Genomic DNA, 24,473 nt, shown 5'->3' on the forward strand with positions numbered 1-24,473 from the left:
GACAGCGGCTGCAACATATATGCGGACATCTGCGCTCGCTTAAGTCTATCGGTCGAAGAGAGCAGAGACGCTTCTCGGGCCCGGGTGTCAGTTCTTTGTACTGATGCGTCCCGAGACAGCTAATCCGTGGCAGAGGGAGGGGTGGAGCTAGTGGGTGAGTCTGGCGAGCCCGGTGAGTCCGATGAGTCGAGCGAAAGTAGGCGCTCGGCGGTGGCATCGTCAATGACCAAGTGAGTGGCCAACTTTGTTCGAAGGGCCACATCGATAGCCTCGGCCTTGTGTGCGCCACCGGCCACAAGTACCCGAGTGGGGATCCGGCGCAGGTCAGAGAGGCTGATACCTACCGTGCGGGCATCGACCTCTGGCAGCGCAATGCCACCGTCCGGGCGGTAGAAGCGTGAGCAGGCATCGCCCACTGCGCGCTCCACGAGTAAGTCCTTTTCGGTTGCCGACAGCTGCCCCAAGTTCAAGGCCAGTGAATCATGGTCGACTGCGCCGACAGTGAAAACGGCAATGTCCACCGTCCGGCCAAGCGCCAATACGCTGGCGATGAACCGATCCTGTTCCACGATGCGCTTGGTCTCGACCGAATCGAAAATCACCGGCAGCGGCAATGTGCGGGCATAGGCATGGAAAGCGTGGCAGAACCCGCCAATAGTGCGGATGTCATTCGTCGACTTATCGGAATGACTCATTCCGCCCTTGAGCTGCACAATTTCCACGCCCGAGACATCCTTGGACTTCAGTTGCGTGGATACGGAGTACATGGTCTTACCCCACGAAACACCGAGAAGGGTACCGTCGACCACCAGCTCGTCGAGAAGCTCGGCGCCCACACGCCCCAACTCGCGGAGTAAGACTGCGTTGCCAGCGCGTGCCGGTTGCGCCAGGCGCACATCGTTCAACTTGTAGCGATCTCGCATCTGCGTAGCGGTCTCTGAGGCTTCCTCTCGCGGATCGTGGATTTCAATGCGCACGTAACCGCGCTCGCGGCCAAGGTTGAGCAGTTTAGAGACCGTTGGACGGGAAACCCCGAGTTCGGTTGCAACCTGAGACTGTGTGAGCCCCTCGCCGTAATAGAGCTTGACGGCGGTGAGTGCTTGGATGTCGCGGGTGTCCACAGCGGCCTCCTCCAGCAAGAGCACTTAGTAAGCGCACTTGTAACAGGAACCTCGCTTGATTGGGACCCTGCCCGACTTGGTCATCGGGAAAGCGTGCGCCTCACCTGTGATTTTAGTTCCACGTTTGCAAAAACAAAAAGTCAGCTTTTGCATTTGTAGTAAACGGTGAGGCATTTGCTGTCCCCGGAGGCTGCGGAAGGCATCGGAGGGTATCGCAGCGCAGGTTGAGTTCCCGCAGAATTACCAGATATTCACGCGCTCATTCGGCTCACGCCACATGCCGTCCCCCGCTGAAGTGCCGAAGGCCTCATGGAACTCATCGATGTTGCTGGCAATGACGTTGCAGCGGAACTCCGCTGGTGAGTGCGGGTCGATGGCAAGCAGCTGGCGTGCAAACTCCGGACGAATCTTGGAACGCCAGACCAGTGCCCACTGCTTGAACAGGTCACGGTAGGTCTCGGGGGTGTCCTCCAGCCCGAGCTCCTTCCCGCGGGCAGCGAGGAAACGTCGGAAAGCGACGACGGCAATACCAAGCCCGCCCAAGTCACCGATGTTCTCGCCCAGGGTGAAGCGACCATTGACGCCGGGCAGGTCAGCGCCCTCCTCGGCCTGCTCGCGCAGAGCCTGCGGAACCAGGCCCTCGTACTGGTCCACCAGCGCGGAGGTCAGCTTCTCAAAAGCTGCACGATCCTCATCGGTCCACCACTGGTGGAGGTTGCCGTGCCCGTCATACTGCGAGCCCTGGTCATCAAAACCATGCCCAATCTCGTGACCAATAACGGCACCGATACCACCGAAGTTCTCCGCCGGGGAAGCGTCCGGTGAGAAGAACGGCGACTGCAAAATCGCAGCCGGGAACGTGATGTCATTGACCACCGGATTGTAGAAGGCATTGACCGTCTGTGGAGTGCCATGCCACTCATCGCGATTGGCCGGAGTACCCAGCTTTGCCACCTCATAATCGTGCGCAAAAGCGCTGGCAGAACGAGCATTTTCCATCAGTGAATCCCCGAGCTCCATCGCCGAGTAATCACGCCAGCGCTCTGGGTAGCCAATCTTGGCCTTAAACAGCGACAGCTTCTCCAATGCCTGCTCTTGCGTCGCCTTCGTCATCCACGGCAGCTCCGAAATGCGCTCCCGGTACGCCGCCAGCAGGTAGTCCACCAGTTCCAGGACCTGCTCCTTGTACTCCGGCGGGAAGTGCTTTTCCACATACAGCTTGCCGACGTCATGTCCAACCGCCCCGTCGGCAAAGGCAACACCACGCTTCCAGCGTGCACGCTGCTCGGTCGAACCCTGCAAGGTGCGGCCGTAGAAGTTAAAGCTCTCCGCAGAGAAGTCATCCGACAGGTAGGCGGCACGCTGGTGGAGAACGCGCCACAGCGCCCACAGGCGCAGATCTGCCAGGTCAGTGTCCTGCCACAGCTTGCTCAAGTGCTCGAAGTACGACGGCATCATCACCACGATGGTGTCGATGGCAGTCTGGTTCGTCTCATTGACACCGGTGGCCGCGAGCCATTCCGCGACCGGGAAGCCGGTGGGGAGGTCAGCAATAGCGGTCTTGTTATAGGTCTTCAGTGCGTCGCGAGTATCGACCACATTCCAGTGACCAGCGGCAATGCGCTTTTCAAAAGCCACGATGCGCGCCGCCGCAGCGGCCGGGTCCACCAACTCGAATGCAGCAAGTGCAGTGGAGAGGTCCCCCGCGCCGTCGTCATGCGAGGAGAGGAGCTTCAACATAGCGGCAACATGCTGCTCATAGGCGGCGAGAGTGTCGGCGTGGCCAGGCTCGCGGTAGTAAGCCTCATCCGGGAGGCCGAGGCCCGACTGCAGCAGGTAGAGAGCATCCAGGTCCGAGCCGGAATCCTTCTCTACCCAGTACCCGAGCGCACCACCGACACCGAGGCGGTCGAGGCGGCCGAGTGCCAACGCCAGCTCATGCGCGTTCTCGGCGGAGGCAATCATTTCTAAATCCTGCGCGAGCGGAGCAGCGCCGGCGTCATTAATAGCGGCTTCGTCCATGAAAGAGTTGTACAAGCGAGCGACGCGGGAATTCGGATCCGCATCGGCGGCAGTGGTGATGAGCTCGCGGACATTTTCCTCCGCCTCATCCCTTAGGTTGTAAAAGGCGCCATCGATGGGGCGGTCAGCCGGGATGACGTGATTGCTAATCCACTCACCGTTGGTGGCCAAGTAGAGGTCATCCTGTGGGCGAGGAGTCGTTGAGAGTTGGGACGTTGCGGACTGGGTCTCAGTATTAGTGCTATTTGTCATGCCGCCAGTCTAGGGGCAAGGGCGGATTGAAGCTGTGACTGGAGGGGTGGGATAAGTTTAGGATTGCGAATGGGGCTAAAGTGATTTAGGGGGTAAGGTGCAAACCATGAAATTTCTTCCACTTTCCGCGACCGCGGTGCTGAAGCGACGCCCGGGCCGCGCCACTTTGGCAAGTATCGTGGCCGTTGCGCCGCTGACCTTGGGTGTTATTGCACCGGCTGACGCGCAACCTCAGGACGCATCTGCACACTCCAACCCGTCCGCTGCTGATTCCAAGGGGTCGCTCGACTTTTTGACTGTTCAGGAGTCGCAGGGCTCTGATGCCAACGGTTCCTCAACTGGTTCGGCTACCAGCGCATCGTCGAACCCGGCTCGCACCGGCTTCCACATGGGGCCGACCGGTGTGGACGTCTCCAAGTGGCAGCGCCCAGGTGGCGTCGCGCTGAAATGGAACGAGGTCGCAGCTAGCGGCCAGAAGTTCGCTTTCATCAAGGCCACCGACGGTGTCGAAGGTGACCAGAAGTACTTCCTCGAGGACTCCATCGCCGCCGCGAAGGCCGGTCTGTACGTGGGCAGCTACCACAAGGCACACCCGGATCGCTCCGCAACCGCGCAGGCTGACCAGTACGTAGAAGCACTGCAGCAGCGCGATGAACAAATCTCCACAGACAAGACACTGCCGCCTGTGCTTGACATCGAGCTAGACAATGGCCTCAACCCAACCCAGCTGCAAAAGTGGACCAAGGACTTCCTCGAGCGCGTCGAGGAAAAGACTGGCGAAACCCCGATGATTTACACCTACCGTTGGTTCTGGCAGAACCCGATGGGTAACTCGACCGACTTCACCGACTACCCGCTGTGGCTCGCCGCTTACGAAGACAGCGCTCCGACCTCGCTGCCGGGCGGTTGGGAGAGCATGGCCTTCTGGCAGCGTTCCTCCACCGGCCGCATCGATGGCATCCCGACCATCGTGGACGAGGACGTCTTCAACGGCACCGAAGCTGAGCTGCAGCAGCTGGCTGCCGCTCACTAGCCGTGTGTTGTGGGGCCTGGGGGCAGGCTAAAACTTCGTCCGCCCCGCACGCCACGCAATCAACGCAGGCAGGAGCTTGTCGACGTCGTCGACGACAATAAGCGCATCGAGAAGCTCCGGTCGCACAAACCCCGCATCCACAACTTTGCGCAGGAGCGCCAACAGGGGCTCCCAGAAGCCCGAAGGTCCCAGCAACGCCACTGGCTTGGCATGAATCCCCAGGTGCTGCTGGGTCCACACCTCGAAGAACTCTTCCAGTGTGCCCGCACCGCCGGGGAGTGCAACAAAAGCATCGCCGAGCTCATACATGCGCGACTTTCGATCGGCCATAGTCGCAACAGTTTCCAGGTGAGTCAGCCGCGGATGGGCAATTTCCTTCTTGACCAGGACCTCGGGGATGACACCGGTGACACTGCCGCCGTCGTCAAGCGCTGCGTTAGCAACCGTGCCCATAAGGCCAATCGCCGCGCCACCGTAGACGAGCTCCACCCGATTTTTCGCGAGTGTCTGGCCGAGGCGTTCGGCGGTGACGCGCCAGGCGAGATCGTTGCCGAAGCCGGAGCCGCAGAAAACAGTTAGTGACGACAGTGCGCGCTGTGGCTGTTCACGGCCAGCGGCAAGCTGCGGCAGCTCTTCGCGGAGTTTCGGCAGAGTGGTCTCGGCCAGCATAGGGGCGATTTTCCCGGTCGGCAGCCAGGGGTCGAGCCAGCGGACCTCTTCAATCTCGGCATGGGGCTGAACGTTTGCCAACTCATCGGTGAACTCTCCGACATAGCGCACATGGTGGCCGACGACCTCGAAGCCCGCCTCGTTGGCGGCGGCTGCGCGGGCGATATTCCACGGACGCAGTTGCGATAGCTCGATGTCCACGCCGAGCTCCTCGGAGACCTCGCGCGCGGCGGTGACCTCCGGGTTATCGACGGACTCACCCGGCTCGAACTTGCCGCCGGGCAGCATGAACGTATCCGTACCTCGCTTACGAACGCACAAAACCCGCCCCACCGGGTCAGTCACAACCATTGCGGCGACAACGATGGAACGGGTTTGTGCAGTCACTCGGGCTCCTTAGGTGAAGGAGGCACCGAGGCTCTTTCGCCTAGGGATCCTTCACAATCATCTTCCCGGGCGAGTATAGACCCGAGCGAGTGATATCTTCATACTCAATTTCGGCGACATCCGGCTTGACCTTGTCCTTATTCGGACGCGGCGAGAGCTTCTCGACGGAACCCCAGTCGCGGCGCCAGTCGTTCTTGAGGTAAGTCGGTACGGACGTAGCCTCATTCACAGCGTCGGAGAATCCGAGCGGACCACCGCCATCGACCGACTGCCAGACATCTGCACCGACGACCTTCAGGCCACGGTCCGGAGTGATGCGGTATTCCGGAAGCTCTGCGACACCTGCGTAGTGGTCGAACGGACGCTGGCACGGGAACTGGAAGGCAACCGGCCAGTCCGGGATAGTCGCAGTTTCCGGCGAAATGACATCAGTCATCGACTGCAGCTCGGCCAGGCGCGGCGGGGTCAGTGCCAGCCACTGATCCTCGGAGACGTCATTGTCCTCCGCGACCAGTCGCACAGCGGTCGCTCCCTCTGGGATCTCCTCGGTCAGGAAGCGCAGGTTACGCCAGGTCGGAGCAGGGCCGATATCAATCGGCTCCGACTCGGAGAGGACCTCGAAGCCATCCTCGTCGCCGCCCTTGCGACCGTACTCTGCCACCAGCTTGCGACCCTGCTGAGCCACACCGTTGATGTCGTGGTGGAAGATACGGCCGGCCGCCGATACGACGAGTAGCGGGTGGTCCTCGTCAATCTCAGGCAGCTGGAACCAGGAAGTTTCCAGGCTTGCAGGACGCTGAATGTCCTCGGAGTAGGAGCCAAGCACCGGCACCTTATCCGGATCCAAGCCAAATGGCAGCTCGACCTGCGAGCCGTTGACACCCTTGTCGGCGCGCTTGCCGCCGTCGGTGCCTGACGCGGAACCGCCCTCAACTGTGGCTTCCGGATCAGTAGATTGATCATCAGTGTCGGCAGTACTTGCCTGGCTCTGGCTGGTGTCCACAGCTTCGGCCTTCATATTAGACGGGACGCCGTTCGGGTCGAAGCCACGGTTCTTGCCGCCACCGCGCAGCGATTCCGCTAGCGGCTTGCCATCGACGGTATTCAGGAAGCCATCGTTCGGATCGGTTTCCATCAGCACATCGCTCGCCATATTACATGTCTGACCAGCCAAGGAGCGGATATTGCCGGCGGCGACCGAGTATGCCGGGTACTGCGATACTGCGCCCTTGCCCAGTGAAGCCACCATGAACATCGTCACCAGCAGCGTCGTCACCGCAATCGGGGACGATGCAACTGCATTGATGCGGCGCGCACGTGCCGACTTTTCCTGCGACTTCGGCTTGGTGCGGAACTCCTGGACGAAGTTCATTACGGCACCAGCCAGCAGCAGTAGCAAGGCCAGAGCCAATACCGCTGAGCCCAGCTGGTGGCCACGCAACTGAATGGTCTTGTCGAACCACGGCACACCGTAGGACGACACATACCACCAGCCGTTAATGCCCATCAGTGAGAAAGCGAGGATGAAGGTGATACCACCGGCAAAGAACAGCTGGTTGCGCGGGTTACCTGCTACCCAATGGCTAATGGCCATGGCGGCAAGTGCTGCCAGGGAAGCCGCGATGCCCGCGTACACGCCGAAGTGGTGCGTCCACTTTGTCGGCGTGAAGGTCAGGAAGAACATGGTGCCGATGAACATGAACACCAGGCGTGCCGACGGGCCGGCCAGAGCCCCCGGAACGGTGCGGTGACGAAGCAGCGCGGCAATCGTGATGGTCAAGCACGCCAGTGCAATCAGAACTGGGAAACGACGCGGGAAGGCGCCGTCGACCGACTGCAGCACCAGCCAGTAGTAGCGGACGTACTCGTTGTACCAAGGCTCCGACGGGCCGATGATGCTGCGGACGCGAATGGACTCGCGGACCGTGGCCAAAGTCTGGTCGCCGAAGACACCGACCAAGATTGCGGTGCCCGCAGCCAGGAACGGCGCAATCTGCATCAGTGGGGCCTGCCAACCACCACCGAGAGCCTTATGGCGCTCAACGACAATGCGCACCAGCATCGGGATGCCTGCGAGCAGGGCAGCAACTGCCATTAGGCCCGTTGGGCCCGAGCCCAGTGCCAGCGTGGCGATAACCACTGCGACTGCAGCTGGCAGCAGGCGTCGAGTCAGAATTGCGCGCTCAATGAATACCCAGGTCAGCAGGGATCCCAGAGCAATGACCGGCTCCGGGCGCAGTCCGTTGTTGTACGGCAGCCAGAAGGCCAATAGCACACCAGCAGCAGACCAGTAGGCCACCCGGCGCTGGGCAATCTTGTCGCCGAGGCGCGGGATAACCATTCGGGAGATAATGAACCACACCAGCAGTGCGGACAGCAGCGCCGGCAGTCGCATCCACAGAGATGAGGTGGACACCTTCACCATTAGCGACAGCAGGTCGTAGTAGGGGCTGCCGAACGGTGACTCAGGAGCGCCGAACCAACGGTAGTAGTTCGCCATGTAGCCCGACTCGTCGGAGACGCGCGCCATGGTGAAGATGTAACCGTCATCGGAGGTGTTGCCACCGATGAAGTGCCAAACAACCAAAATCGTGCCGACCAGGATGTCCAGCGGAGTCGGCTTCAACGCACCGCGCTTGAACAGCGGAGTGAAAGGGGAACCGTCGATACGGTCAATGCGAGCCAACGCGACGAGGGAAGCCAGCGTCAGAAGCAGACCCAAGTACATGACGATGTACTTCACCACTGTCGGGTGTGAGGTGTAGCGGGAGTCGATGTTCATGTGGACATCGAGTCCATCGGCTACGGCCTTGGCCGCGTCGCCGTCAGCGGGCAGGTCAGTGTAGATACCGGTGACCTGCGGACGGTAATCGCCGTGTGTGGTGGCGGTGAGCTTCTCACCATCTGAGTTCTTGGCGCCGTCGATGTTGACGGTGGTTTTGTGCTCGGTGGAACGGATTTCCAGGATCCTGCCCTTGTTTGCGGCAAGCTCCTTCTTATCCAGGCTCATCACCACGCTGTCGCGCAGAATGACGTCGAGGCCGTCCTTGCCCGAACGCACCATCAGGCCCCGTTTGGTCGGCTTATCCGCGGTCGGGGGGATAGTCGACAACAGGGTCGTCCGTTTGTCGGAGAGTTCATCCGTCAGGGACAGAGGCAGATCGACGCTCAGATCCAACGGTGCCTGCGCCATAAGCGGTGCATCCACTGAGTTCAGTGTGTCGCGCTGAGGCCAAGACACGGAGGACTGAGTATTCACGACCGGGAGGAACGGTGTGATGACAAAGCAAATGAAACCGACGATTCCAGCGATAATCGCTGTCCAACGAGTCAGTGTCGTAGGAGAGGGGCCGTCCATAGGCGGTCTCTCCACGCGGTCGATGGTCACTTCGGGTGAGCCGTCGACACTTTCTTTGATTTCTTTAGTTTCGGCAGTCACAAGGAAAGATACTACGGTAATTGGCGTTTTTCTTTGAGTTTGCAACGCGAAAGTTACATCACAGTTTCCACATTAGTAACAGGAATCACGTTTACAGCAGGGGATAGCCGCCCAATACCTACTTGCGAATACCTACTTGCGAACCGCCACTACGAACGGGCCGACCTGGTTTAGCTCCCAGTGCTTCTCAAATGCAGAGCGGGCAAAATTCAGGCTCCGGAAGACCACATTCGGATTGTTCGGATAGATATCATCCGCGATGTCCAACGTCAGTGGAGCGGCATCCTCGCCATCAGGTGTCTCAACCTCGCCCCGCAGCACAATGGCATCCGGTCCGCGCCACGGCGTTGCATCCATGGCCTGCACGAGCTCATCGGGGTCGCGAATTTCCGACCATTCCTCCAATGCCTGATTACGGCGGTCAAACTCACCCAGAGGGTTAGCGTAGTGGCTGGTCAGTGCCTGGAATCCGTACCAGGGATAGAGTGCTTGGAAATTCTTCTCATCCGTCAGCACCACTGTCTGGGCCGGATCGAGCCCGGCCTCCTTCAGCGTTTGGTCCACCGCTGAGTACCACGCCCCGGCATTCGGTGGGAAGCGGTCCGCGCGCTCGCCGTTACCGTCGGTGTCGGTATGCGCCAAGTCGATGGCGCCATGCAACTTATTCGGAATCGACTGCGCGTAGCCAATGCCCGCCAGCAGCAAGACTGCCGCCATTACCGCGGAAACACGCTTGGCAATGTGAGCTGGTGCCGCCTGCGGCCAGTACTTCTCGATGCCGTTGAGACGGGCGTCGGCAAGCGCGACCACACCAGCCGCAATCAACATGAACGTAATCGGTGCGGTGAGGCGAAACCCCAGCAGCGTGCGTCCGAGCAGCGTCGCCACCATCGAGGCCACTACCCAGCCATAGAGCACCAGCGTGCCCAAGCCGAGCGCGCGCGCATCCGGCTCTGTGGCGCTGACCAGCATGCGCACGACACCGATGAAACACAGCACACCGATCACGCTGGCGGCGAGCATCGGCAAAGGCAGCTGCGCACCCTCCGGCGGCAGGTAATGCGTCGCTGTCGCGCCCGAGCGCGGTGCCCCCGTCGCAACCGCCAGCATGTACGGACCCCACACCGTCGCCGCAATCAGCATCGATCCCACGCCCATAATGATCAGGCGCACTACGGGAATCCACGAGCTTGACGACGTCCACGCGACCACGGCCAACACGACCACAATAAGCGCGCCTACGGCAGTGTAAAGAGTGTAGAAAGTCGCAGAAATACCCAGGAAGACGAGTACGCCAAACATGGCGGACCAAGCGCCGGTGAGACCGCGCCAGGCCATCACGGTCATCGCCGGAAGACCCATAGCAACGACTGCGGCGTAGGGCTCATCGGCGACAGTGGCCAGGGCGACGGCCGTGGTTGTCAGCGCAATGCCAGTGGCTACTGGCAGGGAGCCACTCAGGCGTTGCCACACCGGAATCAAAACACAGCCAGCAGCGGCGAGTGTCATCAACGCCCAGGGCTGGAAGACCTCCCAGCCGGCAATGCCCAGGATATTGGCCAGGCGTCCGCCCAGGAAGAACCAACCAGCGGGGTAGAAAGACGGGATGTCGATGTACGACATGTCATGCAGGCCAGGCTCCGCGGCCATCCTGGTGAGGTATTCAGTGCGGAACTCCTGGTCGACAGACAGACCGTCTAACCACAGCTTGGTCGAGCCCAGCGGCAGGCCGACGGCAGAGACCACCAGAATGGCCGGTGACATGTAAGCCATCAGGTACGTCAACCACGTTAGCCACCGGGGGCGATTGTCTTTGCCCTTGGTGGCGAAGAAATACAGCAGGACGGTGGTGAGCGTCAGCGTGATGACAATCAGCGCTGTTGCGACCGCCCTGGTCAGCTGCGAGCCGCCAAAGGCCGGCAGTGACAGGCGGTGGAACACAAACCAGGACGCCAGAGCGATAACCGAACCGCCCACAAGCGCTGCGACCAGGTAGAGGAGGGCAGCCTTGAGGGAGAGCTGGTCATCATTGAAGATCTCGTAGCGATCTTCGTCGGTGAACTCGCCTGCGAGCCGGTTTGTGGAAAACTCTGTAGTTTCGTCAAAAGCTGGCGAAGCCTGTTGGGCTTCGCTGCATGATGAGGTGTCGGCCTGCTTGTCAACCATGCTTTTAAGTGTTGCACACGAACGTGAACGACCGGATACCTGCGACGTGGATATCGCTTTGAGGGACGAGTTCTTTAGAGTTTCACGGTAAGGTCTTTACGCGTCGCGAGAAGGAAAGCTCTCCAAAGGATTATTGAAGAACTGGCAAGCCCGATGACCAATCCCCACCACACCCCGTGAGGCCCTAGACCGATGGGAAAAGCAAGTATTAAAGCAGCTGGCAAACCTATAATCCAATAACCAGTGAGGGATGCCTTCAAACCAGTAGTGGTGTCGCTAATCCCGCGCAGGAGACCGATAGCTATGTTTTGTGCAGTATCGACAAATTCCATCACTGCGCCAATAGCCAACAACCCCAATGCGATGCTTAATGTCTCGGTGGCATTGGATTTCTCGGAGCTGTTTATAAATGGGGAAAGTACGAGGCGGGGAGCGCAAAGAAAGCTGACGGAAGCAACAGCAACGATGGCAGCCATCATCGTTTGAGTTCGAATGCCGACTTGGCGTGCAAGGGAGTTGTCATTCAGACCCCAAGCGCGACTCACAAGAATAGAGCTGCCGTGGGAGAACCCAACACCAATCTGGAAAACAATAAAGGTTATTTGATAGACGACGTTGTGCGCTGCGAGTGCTTCTGTGCCAAAGGATCCCATGACCATCGCCAGCACAGAAAACATGCCCGCTTCGGCTCCGTAGGTTGCTGAGACTGGAAGCCCCAGACGAAGCTGAGTGCGGACGAGGTGACGGAGCCTTCCGTGCATCGTGTCTCTGTCGGCACTCCAGAAATCGAGGGCAAGAAAAGTTGAGAGGTCGGGATCTCGGATGGTGATTCGCAGGTAAATTAGGGCCGACAATAAATGAACCAGTGTGGTGGACAGTCCAATACCTAGCAGCCCCAATGCAGGAATAGGCCCGAACCCGAAACCGAGTGCGTAGTTCAATGCTGCATTCACTACAATCATCGCCACGGTGATGTGCAGTAGAGATTTTGGTTTGCCGAGGCCTACACAAAACTGACGGGAGACTTGGAACCACAAACAAGGAACAAGACCTGGCGCGAGCAACCACATCATGGAAGTGGCTGCGGAACTAATCTCAGCGGACTGGCCGAAAAACGGTAGGGCGTAGGCAATCGCCATCAGAACCAGTGCTCCCACTAGACCGCTGACAGTTGCTAATAGCCAGCCGGTGCGTGAGAGGTTGCGAATTTCGCGTTGCAGCGTAGCGGCAGATAGTTCGGAGTCCGCTCGCTCGCGAGATTTGCTTTCGTAGAGTGAATGAGCCGACGCAATTCTATTGCCCAGCGGTGTTAATAGGCCCACGGCCATTGTGCGTATCTGGTTAAACCACACAACTGCCAAACCTCCGCCAGCAAGAGCCCCGAGGCTAAGTTGGCCCATCATGAAAGTGTCGGTGGTTGAAATTGCGATATTCGCAAGCTGTGTGCCGGCAAGGGGAAGAGACAACGCCAAAATCTGGCGGTTTAGTTTCTGAGAGGTAGCTCCGGGCACTACTTTTCCTTCGACCATGAAACTCGTGTTGAATTTAGCGAAATTGGGCTTTCCCCAGCGCGCAATGACATAACTTGTTCCCAAATTTTGGACTCGAGAGCTACATCGAGCAAATCGCGTTCGGCCATCCACTCATCGTTGAACACGGTATCTAGATACTTTTCCCCTCCATCGCACACCATGGTCAATGATGTAGAACCAGCGGGAAAGCTCGGTAGGAGCTCGAGGGCTGCCACTACGGCTCCACCGGCAGATCCTCCCAGTAGAAGTCCCGTATGCTTTGCGATCGCCCGACATGCAGCGAAAGCTGCCTTGTCGGATACCTTTGCTCCGTAGTCGAGTAAGTCGTAGCGAACCGAAGTGCCGATAACTGCACCTTCGGGGGTGCCCGTTCCAGATTGCCAATAGTCGTGTCCAGGAGCACCGAATGCAATGGAACCTTCCGGTTCGACGCCTATAATAGTGGGACGGTGTCCCAATTGATGGAGACGTTCAGTAACTCCAAAGAGACTTCCACCTGTGCCTACAGCACTGATGATATGAGATGGACTTGCTCCGAGATCATTCAAAATTTCATCAGCTGCAGGGTAATAACCCATTGAATTTGCAACATTGTCGTGCTGCTTCATGAATACCCAGCCGTGTTGTTTGCTGAGCTCCTCAGCATGGTTTTCTCTAGCCGATGTGGCGAGCGAATCGTCATCTTGATTGGAAACGAAGCACATCTGTGCATTCATTGCACGCATGGAGTTCAATTTATCTTTACAAGAATGATTATCGACGACTGCTACGAAGTCGTATCCGCGCTCAAGTGCAAGAAGTGCTAAGCCCTGTCCAGTATTACCGGAAGTCGATTCAACGATAGTGCCATGCTCTTGAAGTCGGTTATCCTGCTCTGCCGCCTTAATCATCGACTGGGCCATCCGGATTTTCGCACTTCCAGTTGGGTTGAATTGCTCGAGCTTAAGCAAAACGCGACTTTTCTGGGGAGTACAGACAAGCTCGAACAGAGGAGTATTGCCAATGAGTTGAGACATCTGCGTATAAATTCTTTTTGGCATCTTTATTTGGCCTCTGTTCTAGCGATCTTCCGTGATGGTCATGGTGACAGGATTAAAGGCGTATTTCTGAGGAATCCGATATCCGTGGAAAGCAGACTCGTTCGAGTCCATTTGATACCCGGCTGTGTCGGGATAGACTAGGAAATCTCCAGGTCGAGGCCTGTCGGGGAGTTGAATCATTCTTTTGCTGAGATAATCGCTGTCTAAGCACGTTGATCCGGAAACTGCTGTTGCGGTAGCTACTCCCGAGTCGATAATGACTCCGTTACGCACAAGGTATGGGTCCGGATAATACTCCGAGTTGAACCATTGCTCTGAGAGGCTGAGACTAGTTCCACGTACGACAGTTACTGTCCGTGCAGCATTGGGCAATGCGTGACACGAAAGAACAGGAAAGAAACTAGCACCCGCGAACTGGCATAAAGACCGTCCAGGCTCTGCCAAAATCTTTATGTTGTGACGATGAGCGCGCTGAGCCATGGAGTCCGAGCTGCGTCGAGTGGACTCCATATCTCGACGTGTCAGTGGGCGATGTTGATTAGCTATAAACCGTAGTGAGTATTGTCCGGATAAAGGTGATCCGAACGGATATTGGTCTTTAGGTTTATCCGAATCTATGAACATTTCGTTTTTTAGTCGAGATTGTAGGTTTCGCCAGACTCCATACTCGACTGAGCTTGTGGGAAATCCACCTCCAATGGAAATAGTGTCGGCCCGTGGAGACAGGGAGCGCACCTTGAGTAGGGTGTCGATTGCCAGATGCGACATGTTTATCCTCTCGTGGAGGTCATAACCGTTGCAGTGGAAACTTAGGCCGGTAATTTCGATGTTGGCACGGCCTTGGCTAAGACGAGCGGTTAGAGACAAGGCGGTATCGATGCTCATACCAAACCGTGTGGAGGGGGTTTGGTTCGCAATCCGGAGAAGAACTCGGAGCTGATTAGGCGTATCGATTTCGTCGACAAATTGGGAAATTATTCTTGAATCTACTTCATTGGAAATAGTTAGAGTTGCATCGTGGCAAACTGCCAAATGGATAAGTTCTCGACTCGGTGTAGCACCAGTAATGATTAATTTATTTCCTGGTACACCAGCGGCCAGAGATGATTGGAACTCTTCTACGCTGGCGACATCGATTCCACTGTCGAAACCACGAAGAGCACTCAGTGCTATCTCGCGACTGAAGTGCGCGGACTTATTTGCCTTTTTGCCAAATCGAATACCGAATTTAATGCCGACTTCCTTAGCGGTTGTATGCCAGGCTGAAAGTGTTTGAGCAAATTGGTTTGGGCAAAGGACATGAAAAGGGGTGTCGGAAAGCTCAGCAATGAAGTCAAGTTTCCCTGAGCCAATCAGAGCCGTTTGCCAGCTTGGAACATCAATCTTGCATGATATGGCACTTACCACAGGGATATCTCCGTCCCGAATCCCTGCTTAAGACCTTCCTTGGCGAGGATTTGGCCGACAGCGATATCGGTTAGAACTAGTCCGCTGTTATAGCAAAACGTAGTTTCGTCAATACGAGGCAGTTTGCGCCCTTTGCGGAGCAAATCGGATAGTTCGGCATGGACATTCGGCAACCGACCATCGGTGTCAGCGTAATCGCGACCGGTAACATTCATCTGTTCGATACTCGTCGTGATGACTCTGCTCGCTTGATGACAGATATCAGGGGCGATTCCGTAGCCCACAACAACGACGGTTGCGTGCCGGGGAATATCGGATGCTGTGACAGTACAACGAGTCTCAGGTCCAGCGGCCCCGATAATGAGATCACAGTTTGAACTCACAGTTGTAGGATCGTCTACAATCTTGATTTTTATTTTTCGGCCAAGCTTCACTGCTGCTGTTGATGCAATCTTGGCGCCTTTCTCTAGTCCCACGCTGTGGCTGCCGGCGAGATAAATCGTGTTTAATGTTTCAAAGGTTTCAAGGAGAAAAGGGGCTGCGTTTTGTCCTTGGGTTCCCGAACCGATGATGAGAGCGCTCTGAGGAATTGCACCAGCATACTGTGCCAACAGCGCTGAGACTGCCGGGGTTCTGAGAGTTCCTGCCGCAGCGCCGTCGAGAAGTGCAATAGGATATCCGCTGGAATCGTCGTACAGTGTGAGGGTCGTGTAATAGCTTCTATCCCTGGCGCTTTGTTGGTGAGTTTTGCTCCAATGGGTATAGGAAGTCTTGAATCCGACGGAATTTGAAGAACGACTTCTGCCGACCATCGAGTAACTCACGCTTTCAGGTACTTCAACTTTGATTTTCCCTGGGCACAGAGTTCCTGGCTGGTCGAGCTCGATGAGAGCGGATTTCACCGACTCGAGTACGGACTCGGGTGAAATTTTTATTTGAGCTAGTTCTGATCTGCTGAGGACGGTCAGGTTAGTTCGCTGTTTCATAGGATTTCACCATCCATAAATCGGATGTGTTGGCCGTAGCCGGGTTCGTTGATTTCATTGATGGGGCGTGTGTTTTTGGTTCCCATAATGTTGATGCGTAGCATCCAGCGGTCGGTCCCGTCGTAGTTGGCTACGAAAGGTACTCGTCCGTGGGCGCATCGGTCATTGTTGATGATGACCATCTGACCTGGCTTTATAGGCACCGTATAGGTGACAGTGTGAAGAGCCTGTTGAAGCTTCTCAAATGCCTCCCACCACTGTAAGGTTCCAGAATTTTTGTCTGTGTAGGCGGGGTCAAACCGCATGCCTAAATTGCCATCAGTTTTCCAGATTGATGTCATGGCAGTAGGAGCTGCATATTCGTAATCACCGTAAGATGCATCTGGAATAATGATGGCTCCGTCCCCGGTTAGAATTTTTTCGAATCTACATCGAGTAGATGCCATGCTTCATCGATGGGGGCCAGCGTAGTGCCGACATTTTTGGGGTTACGAAGACCAAATAAAGCGAAGTGCGTCGCGCGCCGCGGATGAAAAGCATCTTCTGTGTGCAGAGTCAATGTGGTGTTGCTGCTGGCGCCAACTTGCTGGTTCTCCTGGCTGCGGGTCGGCACCAAGTCTGTGGTGATACGGCCTTTCTGCTGTCCGAACCATCCGAATGGGCGACCGACAGCGCTAGCGATGATCGCAAGAACGAATCTCCAGGTTCGGACCTTGCCAACGCATTCCTGCCACGTGGCTGGGGTAGGTCCGTGAACTGCAGGGAAGGGAAGTCCATGGATGGAAGTGGCATGGGCAGTAGGGGAGAGCAGAATTAGTTCTTTCAGTTCCTCCAGCTCATCAGTCAAAAGATGATTGATGGCATTGTACGAGTCGGGAGAGCTAATCTTCTGTGTCGCAGCCAGTTCGTCGGCAGCTTTAACGATCCTGTGTGAGAGTTCTTGGCTCAGGTGCAAATGCTGCATGACAGAGAGATTAGGTGGGGGTAGCCTATGCTGTAAAGGGTGACCTAGGTAATTATTCTTAAAAGAATTTCGTTAGTAGGCTTGCCTAAGCTTTACTGCTGCTGTAGTTGTTAGCTATGTCTTTTCTCCTGTGGGCAGTCTTTCTTAGAGATTAAGGAACCATCATGACCAATTTTTCTCGACGCCAATTCCTCGCTGCAATGGCAGTTATTGGGACAGGCACTTTTCTGACGGCGTGTACGTCACGAGAGTCGACGGCAGGGGATGGGGCTGCCAGTGGGGATGAAGTCGAAAACGTTAATGTGCTGCGTGTTGGGGCTCTCGGGAAAGCGGCAAGCGCTCAACGAGACCCTTACCAGCTTTTGCCTAATGATTCAGATATGCTTATTAGCTCCCTGATCTGGGAGGCTCTGACGGTGCCGGGCGAGAAAGAAACTGTAGTGCCACGCCTGATGCAGGAATGGAAACAGAATAATCCGACTGAGTGGGAATTTATGATTGCCGACGGTGCTACCTTCCATGATGGTTCCTCGGTCACATCTGAAGATGTCGTGTGGTCGTTGAAGAAGATGCTTTCGGATGAGGAAAACTCATTCCGGCTTCCAGTGATGCCTGATAGCATTCGTGCTGCTGGAGCCAACGTCGTTGTGATGGAAACTGCGGAACCGAATTCACAGCTTCCGATGCTTGCGCGATTGATGACCTTCGTGATGAAGAAGGGTTCCTCTGCTGAAAAGCCCATTGGATCGGGGCCGTTCCAGCTGGTCAGTTGGGAAAATGGTTCTGCTAAGCTCAAGCGTTTCGATAACTATCACGGAACAGTAGCAGGAGTTGCTGAGGTCCATGTCATTCCATTTGAAGACTCCACCGCAATGACTAATGCGCTGTTGTCCGGGCAAATTGACTTAGCTCAAGCTGCGGGTCCTATTGCGGCCCGATCCGTCGAAGGAAATGAAGATATAAAGATTGTGCGCCGGATGAATGACTCGGTTATTCCACTAATCATGCGTACCTCAGATGGGCCTTTCTCAGATGTGAAAGTTCGTCAGGCGCTGCGCCTTGCAGTTGATCGGGAGCAAATCATCCAACGAGCTCTCTCCGGTTATGGAACCCCTGCAAACGACATTCTTGGAACGGCAGATTCGAACCTGGATTCTTCGTTAGTGCGTAAGCGTGACGTTGTGAAAGCGAAGAATCTCCTCCAAGAGGCAGATTTTGACCTTGAGAAAACGTATGACTTGTACGTTACCCCTGAGGCTCCGGGTCAAGTAGAGGCGATGAAGGTTATCGCTGATCAGGTGAAAGAAATCGGCATGACTCTCAATGTAGTGGAGCAGGATTCGGGTACTTTCTACGACGAGACATGGACCAAGGCAGACCTATATTGTGGCTATTGGGGAACTAATGATTCTGTGCTCTTCTTCGCTGGGAAGGTTCTCGACGGTGACGCGGCCTCTAATGAGACCGCATTTGATGATGCTGAATTCAACGAGATCTATGATCAGGTACTGGAAAGCACCGATACTGAGAGAATTAACCAGCTAAGCCGCCAGCTGCAGAAGATTGAGTTCGAGCGATCCGGGTATCTGGTCTGGGGTGCATCTGACGGAGTCGATATTGCGAGAGCTAATTTGAGTGGTCTGCCTAAGGCTCCAGGCTATGGTCGTGTCCTTCTTGAAACCGTCCAGAAGGCTTAGTGTGCCAGCGGAAATCGCGCGTTGGCTTATTCCTCGGCTGATAATTCGTGGAGGCTTACTTTTCGCAGTTCTCGGACTTGTTTTTGTAGCGATTGATTGGCTGCCCGGTAATGCTGCCTCCGCAATCTTGGGCGCAAACCGGACCCCGGAAGCTCTGGCAGCGCTAGAAAGAAACCTGAATCTTGATAAGCCGCTTATGGCCCGCTTCCTGAGCTGGCTGGGAAGTGCGTTTGCGGGCGACTTTGGTACTTCCGTAAACGGAGTACCGATTATTAATCTGCTGAGTTCAGCGCTGCCTGTGACGCTGGCAACAACTGGTATGGCATTTTTAGTCACTGCTGTTCTTTCGGTAGCAATCGCCATTTTTTGGGCTTCACGTGCTGAAAGACCCTGGATTTCGCACATTATTGACCGATCGACAGTGGCATTAATTGCGCTACCAGAGTTTGTCGTTGGTGTGTTTCTGGTAGCGGTATTCTCTCTCTGGCTTGGTTGGTTTCCCGCGGTCACTATTACCGCGGAAGGCTTGCCAACCCAGATAAGTATGTACGCATTACCGGTTATGGCGCTGGTAATTCCTCAGGCGGCCTGGAATTCGAGAATGCTTTTCGCAGCGTTCGAGGATGCTTCTCACAACACTGCGGTCCGCAATGCTGAGCTAAACGGAATCGTGGGAAAACAGCTGGCACTTCGACATATCCTGCCGCTATCCGCACCGACATTTGCTACTTCAATGGCTACAACAGCAGGTGTTTTGATAGCAGGGACAGTCACAGTCGAAGCGTTATTTAACCATCCTGGAGTGGGGCTTTTGGTGTCTAATGCAGTCGCGCAACGGGATATCTCGGTGATTCTTGCCGTACTTGCTGTAACAGGGGCGATCATATTGGTGTTGCTGACTGTGGCAGATGCAATAAAAGTCGCATTCACCCCGAAGGTGCAACTATGATTCGAAGGTTTTTAGCGGGGGCCTTTATCGCCCTAGTGTTAGGCGGACCGGTCGCTGCTGGTTTGTTTGGCATTGAACTGTCGGCGCATGGCGTGCCCTTCGCTAACGGTAACGAGGAGGGTTTCCTAGGAACAGAACACCTGGGGAGAAGCGTGGGCGCTGCAGTGCTTGTCGGTGGCCGGTCCTTGGTCGTAACTGCAATTATCGTCGGTTCTTTGACCACGGCATTTGGCGCTCTATTCGGTATCTTGGGGTCGCTAAAGCCAAAACTGGGCTTCTTTATTGAAGCAGTGGCGGATGTCACCATCTTGGTGCCCGCAGTAATTCTTTTGCTTTTAACCGCAGTCTTGTATCCCAATGGTGGGCTACCAGCGCTTATTGGTGTTTCGGTTGTGGTGGGTACGCCTTATGCTGCCCGTGTGGTCGCCGCCGCCACCTATCCCGTTGCTAACGCTGGTTATGTTCAGGCTGCGCTGGGCAGTGGCGTATCGACCGTCTCGATAATCTTGCGGGACATCATTCCCAATATTTCCGCAGTACTTCGTTCGGTATGGAGTCTTCGCATTATCGAAGCGCTGTATGTGCTGGCTACGGCGAGCTTCCTTGGGGTCGGGAGAAGCCTCGGTGAGTTTGCATGGTCAGCGATGGTGCGGGATAACGCGAGTGGAATATCACTGAACCCCTGGTCAGTACTTGCACCAGCCGCCGCGTTGGCAGCGACATCGATTGCTGTAGTGGCCCTGATTAATGGGAGGCAGAAGGAACCGAAGGATGTGCCGAGCTCGTGATTGATGTAGATATTTCCGTGATGCAAAGCGGGCACGTTATCCTACCCCGCACAGTGCTCACTGCCCGAGCGGGTGAGATTACGGTTTTAACTGGGGTGAGCGGCTCCGGGAAGACCTCACTTTTAAAGGCATTGATTGGTGCGGTACCGGAGAGATCGGAAGTAATTGGTGGGGTTTCTGTCGAGTCCAGTGAGTGGCGAGATGTAAACCCGCTGGAGCTTCCATCATGTGAATTAGCTCATTTTCGCCGTGAGCACATTGCTTTCGTAGGACAGGATCCGGGCGCCGAGTTGCCACCATTGATGTCAGTAGCCCGGATGCTCCGGGAGCTAGCTCCAGCGGCCGACGTTGCAGCGTTGCTGCAGCGTGTAGATCTTCCAGCCAGCATTGCTTCCCGGCGGATTCACCAGCTGTCCGGTGGGCAACAGCGGCGGGTGGCATTAGCTCGGGCGCTATCACGTTCGTCTAAAGCAATTGTTCTCGATGAGCCGTTCGCTGGCCTCGATTCCGGTACATCGACGGTTATCGCTCATCTGCTCAGGGACATTGCGGATAGCGGTGTTACGGTCATCTTCACCGCTCACCAGGTTCCTAAGCTCGCGATTGGCATTGACAAAGTCGCGGTTGTCGGGAATGGAATCGAAGAAAACGGTTCGAAATGCCAGATTGCGGAACGCCAGAGTGCAGGGACGAAGACTGATCAAATCCTGCATTTGGTAACGAAAGATACCCAGGTCACAGAACTATCCAAAGCCTCGATCGGTGAATCTATGCCGGGGGCGGTGGCAGGGGCGGGCGCGTCTCCAGTCTTAAGAGTTTCCAACTTGAGCTGCGTGAATAATGAACGCGTGACTCTTTTTCAGGGCCTCTCTTTCGCTGTACAGCGTGGCACTATGGTTGGGGTCAAGGGACCGTCGGGAAGCGGAAAGTCGACACTACTTCGGTGCCTAATCGGGCTAAACCACGCAGAGTCGGGTGAGATTGAATGTGCTGGTGTAACTCGTGAAGCTAAGCGTACATGGCCACGGAAGAATCGTTTGATGATGCAGATAGTTCCGCAGGATCCTGCCTCTACGTTGAACCCGAAAATGACCGCGCTCGATGCCGTAGCGCGTGCAGCCCGGGTGTCGGTAAGGGGACGCCGTGACGCACGCCGAGCGGCAATAGATTTGCTCGATAAAGTCGGTATCGATAAGCAGCTCGCACAGCGTAAGCCAAGTGGACTCTCTGGAGGGCAGAGGCAGCGTGTTGCAATCGCACGTGCTCTAGCCGTGCGCCCAAAGCTCCTGCTCTGCGATGAAATTACCTCTGCGCTTGATTATCAAGCAGCGACCAAAGTGATGAGCGTTCTGCAAGAACTCAACAGCGAGGGAATGGGCATAGTTCTAGTCAGTCACGATGATGAGCTGCTGCAATCGTATTGCTCCACGGTTATCCCAATTGGAACTGCAGCTGTGGGTTGAGACCAATACACGCTTGGTTGTCTGAGCCCAGGCGCTAAAAGTGGGGTCAAGGATGAAAAGGGGCCTAAGTGCAAGAAACTCTCAAGTTTCTTGCACTTCTCGCCCTCCTCAGAAAACAGCCCTGGGGTTTTATCGAAACGGATGCAAGAAACTTGAGAGTCAGCGCGGAAATACCCTGTAAAAGCTCTGCTGTTCGAGTCTTAAATCGGCAGCTTCTTGAAGATCGGGCGCGGGATGTGCTTCAGCACCATCATCACTAGCTGGAATGCCGGCGGAGCCCAGACCAGGGTCTTACCGGCCTCGACGGATTTCACTGCGAGCTTGGCGACATCTTCCTTGTTCACGGTCAACGGAGCCTCGTCCACGTCAGCGGACATACGGGTACGGACCTGACCCGGGCGGATAACCAGGGTCTTGACGCCGTACTCCTCCAGGGCCTCACCCAGGTTCAGGTAGAAACCATCCAGGCCGGCCTTGGTGGAACCGTAGACAAAGTTGGAGCGACGCACGCGCTCACCAGCAACGGAGGACATGGCAATGAACTGACCATGGCCCTGCGCCTTGAACTTCTGACCAACCAGAACACCCATCGACATCGCACCGGTGTAGTTGATGTTCGCAGCCAGGACGGCCTTGCGCTGGTTCTGCCAGAGCTCCTCGGCGTCGCCAAGCATGCCGAACGCGACGATGCAGATATCCACGTCGCCGTCGGCAAATGCCTTCTCGACGACCTCCGGGTGGGAGTCGAAGTCCGTTGCGTCGAAGTCGAGGGTGACCACCTCGGAAGCACCGGCGGCCTTCATCTTCTCAGCGGAGGCCTCGCGCAGCGGATCGTTCGGCAGGGAAGCCAGGATGACCTTGGCCGGGCCCTTCTTCAGGAACTCGGCGGTAATAGCCAGGCCGATTTCACTGGTGCCGCCGAGCAGCAGGATGGACTGGGCAGCGCCTACAGCATTAATCATTGGGGCTTAAATCCTCTCGGTTCTTTTAGTGCAGTTCCAGTCGACGCGACATGTCAGAGGCGAAGACACCGTGCGGGTCGATCTCGTTGCGGGTGTCCAGCCAGCTCTGCATCTCGGGGTACATCTGGTGGAAGTTAGCGGCGGAAGTGCGCGACTCCTTGGCCAGGTAGAGGCGGCCGCCGAACTCCATGACGCGACGGTCGAGGTCGTCCAGGAACTGGCCGAGACCCGGCTTAATCGGGAAGTCCACGCAGACGTTCCAACCCGGCATCGGGTAAGACAGCGGAGCGCGATTACCCTCGCCGAACAGCTTGAACACATTCAGCGCCGAGTAGTGGCCGGAGCGCTGGATATCGCGGACAATCTCCTTGAACGGCTCGACGGCCTCGCGCGGAACAACGAACTGGTACTGCAGGAAGCCCTTGGAGCCATAGCCGCGGTTCCACTCACCGATGAGATCCAGCGGCTGGTAGAACTGCGTGAGGTTCTGCACCTGGTTCCGGTAGGTACCGGACTTCAGCCACCACAGCTCACCAATGCTGATCATTGTCAGCTTGTTCATGGTGAAGGACGGGAAGATATCCGGCACGGTCACCAGCTGCGGAGCGTTGAACTTCAGCGGGTCCTTGGCCAGCTTCGGGGCGTATTCCTCCAGCTGAGCCAGGGTTGCCAGCGAACCGCGGGAGATTGCGGCGCGTCCCAGCTTCGGCTCCGGCGAGATGGCATCGAACCACGCGGAGGAGTAAGTGAAGTTCTCCTCGGAGCCATCGGAGTGGAACTCGATGGTTTCGTCCAGAGTGTGGGTCATGTCGCCATCGGCGATGAAGTAGGCCGTCTCGGTCTTGGTCATCTTGATCCGAGCGCGGACAATAATGCCGGTCAGTCCCATGCCGCCGACAGTTGCCCAGAACAGCTTGCCGTCCGGGTCATCCGCGGAGCCCTCCGGCTCGAGGTGCAGAATACGACCGTCGGCGACCAGCAGCTCCATCGACAGCACATGGTTGCCGAAGGAACCTGCGGAGTGGTGGTTTTTACCGTGAATATCCGGGCCAATGGCACCACCGATGGTGACCTGGCGAGTACCCGGCAGTACCGGCACCCACAGGCCGTAGGGCAGCGCGGCCTTCATCAGCTGGTCCAGCGTGACACCGCCGTCGACATCAACAATCGCCGACTCCTGATCAATGGAGTGGATTTTGTTGAGCTTCTGCATGTCGATGACAAGACCGCCCGAGTTCTGGGCGGGGTCGCCGTAGGAGCGGCCCATACCGCGGGCAATCACACCGCGGCGCAGGTGGGCAGGCTTGTCGGAGTTCTGGTCTGCGACAGCCTTGACGGCGTTAACGATTTCATCCAAGTCCGGCGTCGACAGCACCTGGGACTTAGCGGGGGCAGTACGACCCCAACCGGTTAGGGTCCTGGCTTCTGTGTGTACGGCTCCGTAGGCACCGTTCGAAGCATCGGTGCTGGACTTGCCGTTAGTGTTAGTGGACATCAAGGCTAGGCTACCCCCTTGCACCGGCTCCGTCGCCCGTGACGCTCCGAGGTGTTGGTCACGCTTGAGGCCGCGCACGGGCCGTCGGAAAGCGAGCGAAA

At 56.6% G+C, this 24,473-nt stretch carries 18 protein-coding genes; 5 read left to right on the plus strand and 13 right to left on the minus strand.

Annotation, left to right across the window (positions count from 1 at the left end; genetic code table 11):
* Positions 1 to 119 precede the first annotated feature (119 nt).
* Positions 120 to 1,121 carry a sugar-binding transcriptional regulator gene (locus HMPREF3053_RS10560; RefSeq protein ID WP_070767700.1) on the minus strand — a complete coding sequence of 334 codons (1,002 nt, stop codon included), beginning with the start codon at positions 1,119 to 1,121 and terminating at the stop codon, positions 120 to 122.
* 240 nt (positions 1,122 to 1,361) lie between these two features.
* Positions 1,362 to 3,395: a M13 family metallopeptidase gene (locus HMPREF3053_RS10565; RefSeq protein ID WP_070767686.1), complete on the minus strand. Its 2,034-nt coding sequence runs from the start codon at positions 3,393 to 3,395 to the stop codon at positions 1,362 to 1,364.
* A 106-nt stretch (positions 3,396 to 3,501) separates the two neighbouring features.
* Here HMPREF3053_RS10565 and HMPREF3053_RS10570 point away from each other — a divergent pair, with 106 nt between their 5' ends.
* Positions 3,502 to 4,428, plus strand: coding sequence for a glycoside hydrolase family 25 protein (locus tag HMPREF3053_RS10570; RefSeq protein ID WP_070767687.1), 927 nt, complete (start codon positions 3,502 to 3,504; stop codon positions 4,426 to 4,428).
* 27 nt (positions 4,429 to 4,455) lie between these two features.
* Here HMPREF3053_RS10570 and HMPREF3053_RS10575 read toward each other — a convergent pair whose 3' ends face one another.
* The 9 genes from HMPREF3053_RS10575 to HMPREF3053_RS11240 all read right to left on the minus strand — a co-directional run bounded on the left by HMPREF3053_RS10575 (position 4,456) and on the right by HMPREF3053_RS11240 (position 17,018).
* Entirely contained in the window at positions 4,456 to 5,484 is a 1,029-nt protein-coding gene (locus HMPREF3053_RS10575; protein ID WP_070549367.1) for a TIGR00730 family Rossman fold protein, read from the minus strand.
* 40 nt (positions 5,485 to 5,524) lie between these two features.
* Entirely contained in the window at positions 5,525 to 8,923 is a 3,399-nt protein-coding gene (locus HMPREF3053_RS10580) for an arabinosyltransferase domain-containing protein (protein WP_070767688.1), read from the minus strand.
* A 132-nt stretch (positions 8,924 to 9,055) separates the two neighbouring features.
* On the minus strand, positions 9,056 to 11,089 hold the full coding sequence (locus HMPREF3053_RS10585) for a galactan 5-O-arabinofuranosyltransferase (protein WP_070767689.1): 2,034 nt from the start codon (positions 11,087 to 11,089) through the stop codon (positions 9,056 to 9,058).
* 74 nt (positions 11,090 to 11,163) lie between these two features.
* Positions 11,164 to 12,618 carry an MATE family efflux transporter gene (locus tag HMPREF3053_RS10590; protein WP_070429115.1) on the minus strand — a complete coding sequence of 485 codons (1,455 nt, stop codon included), beginning with the start codon at positions 12,616 to 12,618 and terminating at the stop codon, positions 11,164 to 11,166.
* On the minus strand, positions 12,600 to 13,661 hold the full coding sequence (locus HMPREF3053_RS10595) for a PLP-dependent cysteine synthase family protein (RefSeq protein ID WP_069359689.1): 1,062 nt from the start codon (positions 13,659 to 13,661) through the stop codon (positions 12,600 to 12,602). Before HMPREF3053_RS10595 ends, HMPREF3053_RS10590 begins: the two co-directional genes overlap by 19 nt.
* Positions 13,662 to 13,679: 18 nt before the next feature.
* Positions 13,680 to 15,068 carry an alanine racemase gene (locus HMPREF3053_RS10945; protein ID WP_076772194.1) on the minus strand — a complete coding sequence of 463 codons (1,389 nt, stop codon included), beginning with the start codon at positions 15,066 to 15,068 and terminating at the stop codon, positions 13,680 to 13,682.
* Positions 15,062 to 16,054 (minus strand): ornithine cyclodeaminase, encoded by a 993-nt coding sequence (locus HMPREF3053_RS10600; protein ID WP_070429116.1) that lies wholly within the window; start codon positions 16,052 to 16,054, stop codon positions 15,062 to 15,064. The genes HMPREF3053_RS10945 and HMPREF3053_RS10600 overlap by 7 nt, the downstream gene beginning before the upstream one ends.
* Complete coding sequence (locus tag HMPREF3053_RS11235; protein ID WP_232745339.1) at positions 16,051 to 16,500, minus strand: TauD/TfdA family dioxygenase; 450 nt, start codon at positions 16,498 to 16,500, stop codon at positions 16,051 to 16,053. The genes HMPREF3053_RS10600 and HMPREF3053_RS11235 overlap by 4 nt, the downstream gene beginning before the upstream one ends.
* Positions 16,464 to 17,018: a Fe(II)-2OG oxygenase family protein gene (locus tag HMPREF3053_RS11240; RefSeq protein WP_246819403.1), complete on the minus strand. Its 555-nt coding sequence runs from the start codon at positions 17,016 to 17,018 to the stop codon at positions 16,464 to 16,466. Before HMPREF3053_RS11240 ends, HMPREF3053_RS11235 begins: the two co-directional genes overlap by 37 nt.
* 164 nt (positions 17,019 to 17,182) lie before the next feature.
* Between HMPREF3053_RS11240 and HMPREF3053_RS10610 the strand changes: the two genes are divergently transcribed.
* From HMPREF3053_RS10610 to HMPREF3053_RS10625, 4 genes are read left to right on the plus strand one after another with little or no spacing between them, the layout of a single operon-like run.
* Complete coding sequence (locus HMPREF3053_RS10610) at positions 17,183 to 18,715, plus strand: ABC transporter substrate-binding protein (RefSeq protein ID WP_035010183.1); 1,533 nt, start codon at positions 17,183 to 17,185, stop codon at positions 18,713 to 18,715.
* Position 18,716: 1 nt separating this feature from the next.
* Positions 18,717 to 19,664 carry an ABC transporter permease gene (locus tag HMPREF3053_RS10615; RefSeq protein WP_070767690.1) on the plus strand — a complete coding sequence of 316 codons (948 nt, stop codon included), beginning with the start codon at positions 18,717 to 18,719 and terminating at the stop codon, positions 19,662 to 19,664.
* On the plus strand, positions 19,661 to 20,452 hold the full coding sequence (locus tag HMPREF3053_RS10620) for an ABC transporter permease subunit (RefSeq protein WP_070429118.1): 792 nt from the start codon (positions 19,661 to 19,663) through the stop codon (positions 20,450 to 20,452). The genes HMPREF3053_RS10615 and HMPREF3053_RS10620 overlap by 4 nt, the downstream gene beginning before the upstream one ends.
* A complete protein-coding gene (locus HMPREF3053_RS10625) occupies positions 20,449 to 21,915 on the plus strand; it encodes an ABC transporter ATP-binding protein (RefSeq protein WP_246819404.1) in 1,467 nt (488 codons plus the stop codon). Before HMPREF3053_RS10620 ends, HMPREF3053_RS10625 begins: the two co-directional genes overlap by 4 nt.
* Before the next feature lie 200 nt (positions 21,916 to 22,115).
* Here HMPREF3053_RS10625 and HMPREF3053_RS10630 read toward each other — a convergent pair whose 3' ends face one another.
* Positions 22,116 to 22,877 (minus strand): decaprenylphospho-beta-D-erythro-pentofuranosid-2-ulose 2-reductase, encoded by a 762-nt coding sequence (locus HMPREF3053_RS10630; RefSeq protein ID WP_069359684.1) that lies wholly within the window; start codon positions 22,875 to 22,877, stop codon positions 22,116 to 22,118.
* A 25-nt stretch (positions 22,878 to 22,902) separates the two neighbouring features.
* A complete protein-coding gene (locus HMPREF3053_RS10635) occupies positions 22,903 to 24,372 on the minus strand; it encodes a decaprenylphosphoryl-beta-D-ribose oxidase (protein WP_005510894.1) in 1,470 nt (489 codons plus the stop codon).
* Between the last annotated feature and the right edge of the window lie 101 nt (positions 24,373 to 24,473).

The sequence above is a fragment of the Corynebacterium sp. HMSC064E07 genome, assembly GCF_001815745.1.
Taxonomy (GTDB): domain Bacteria; phylum Actinomycetota; class Actinomycetes; order Mycobacteriales; family Mycobacteriaceae; genus Corynebacterium; species Corynebacterium jeikeium_D.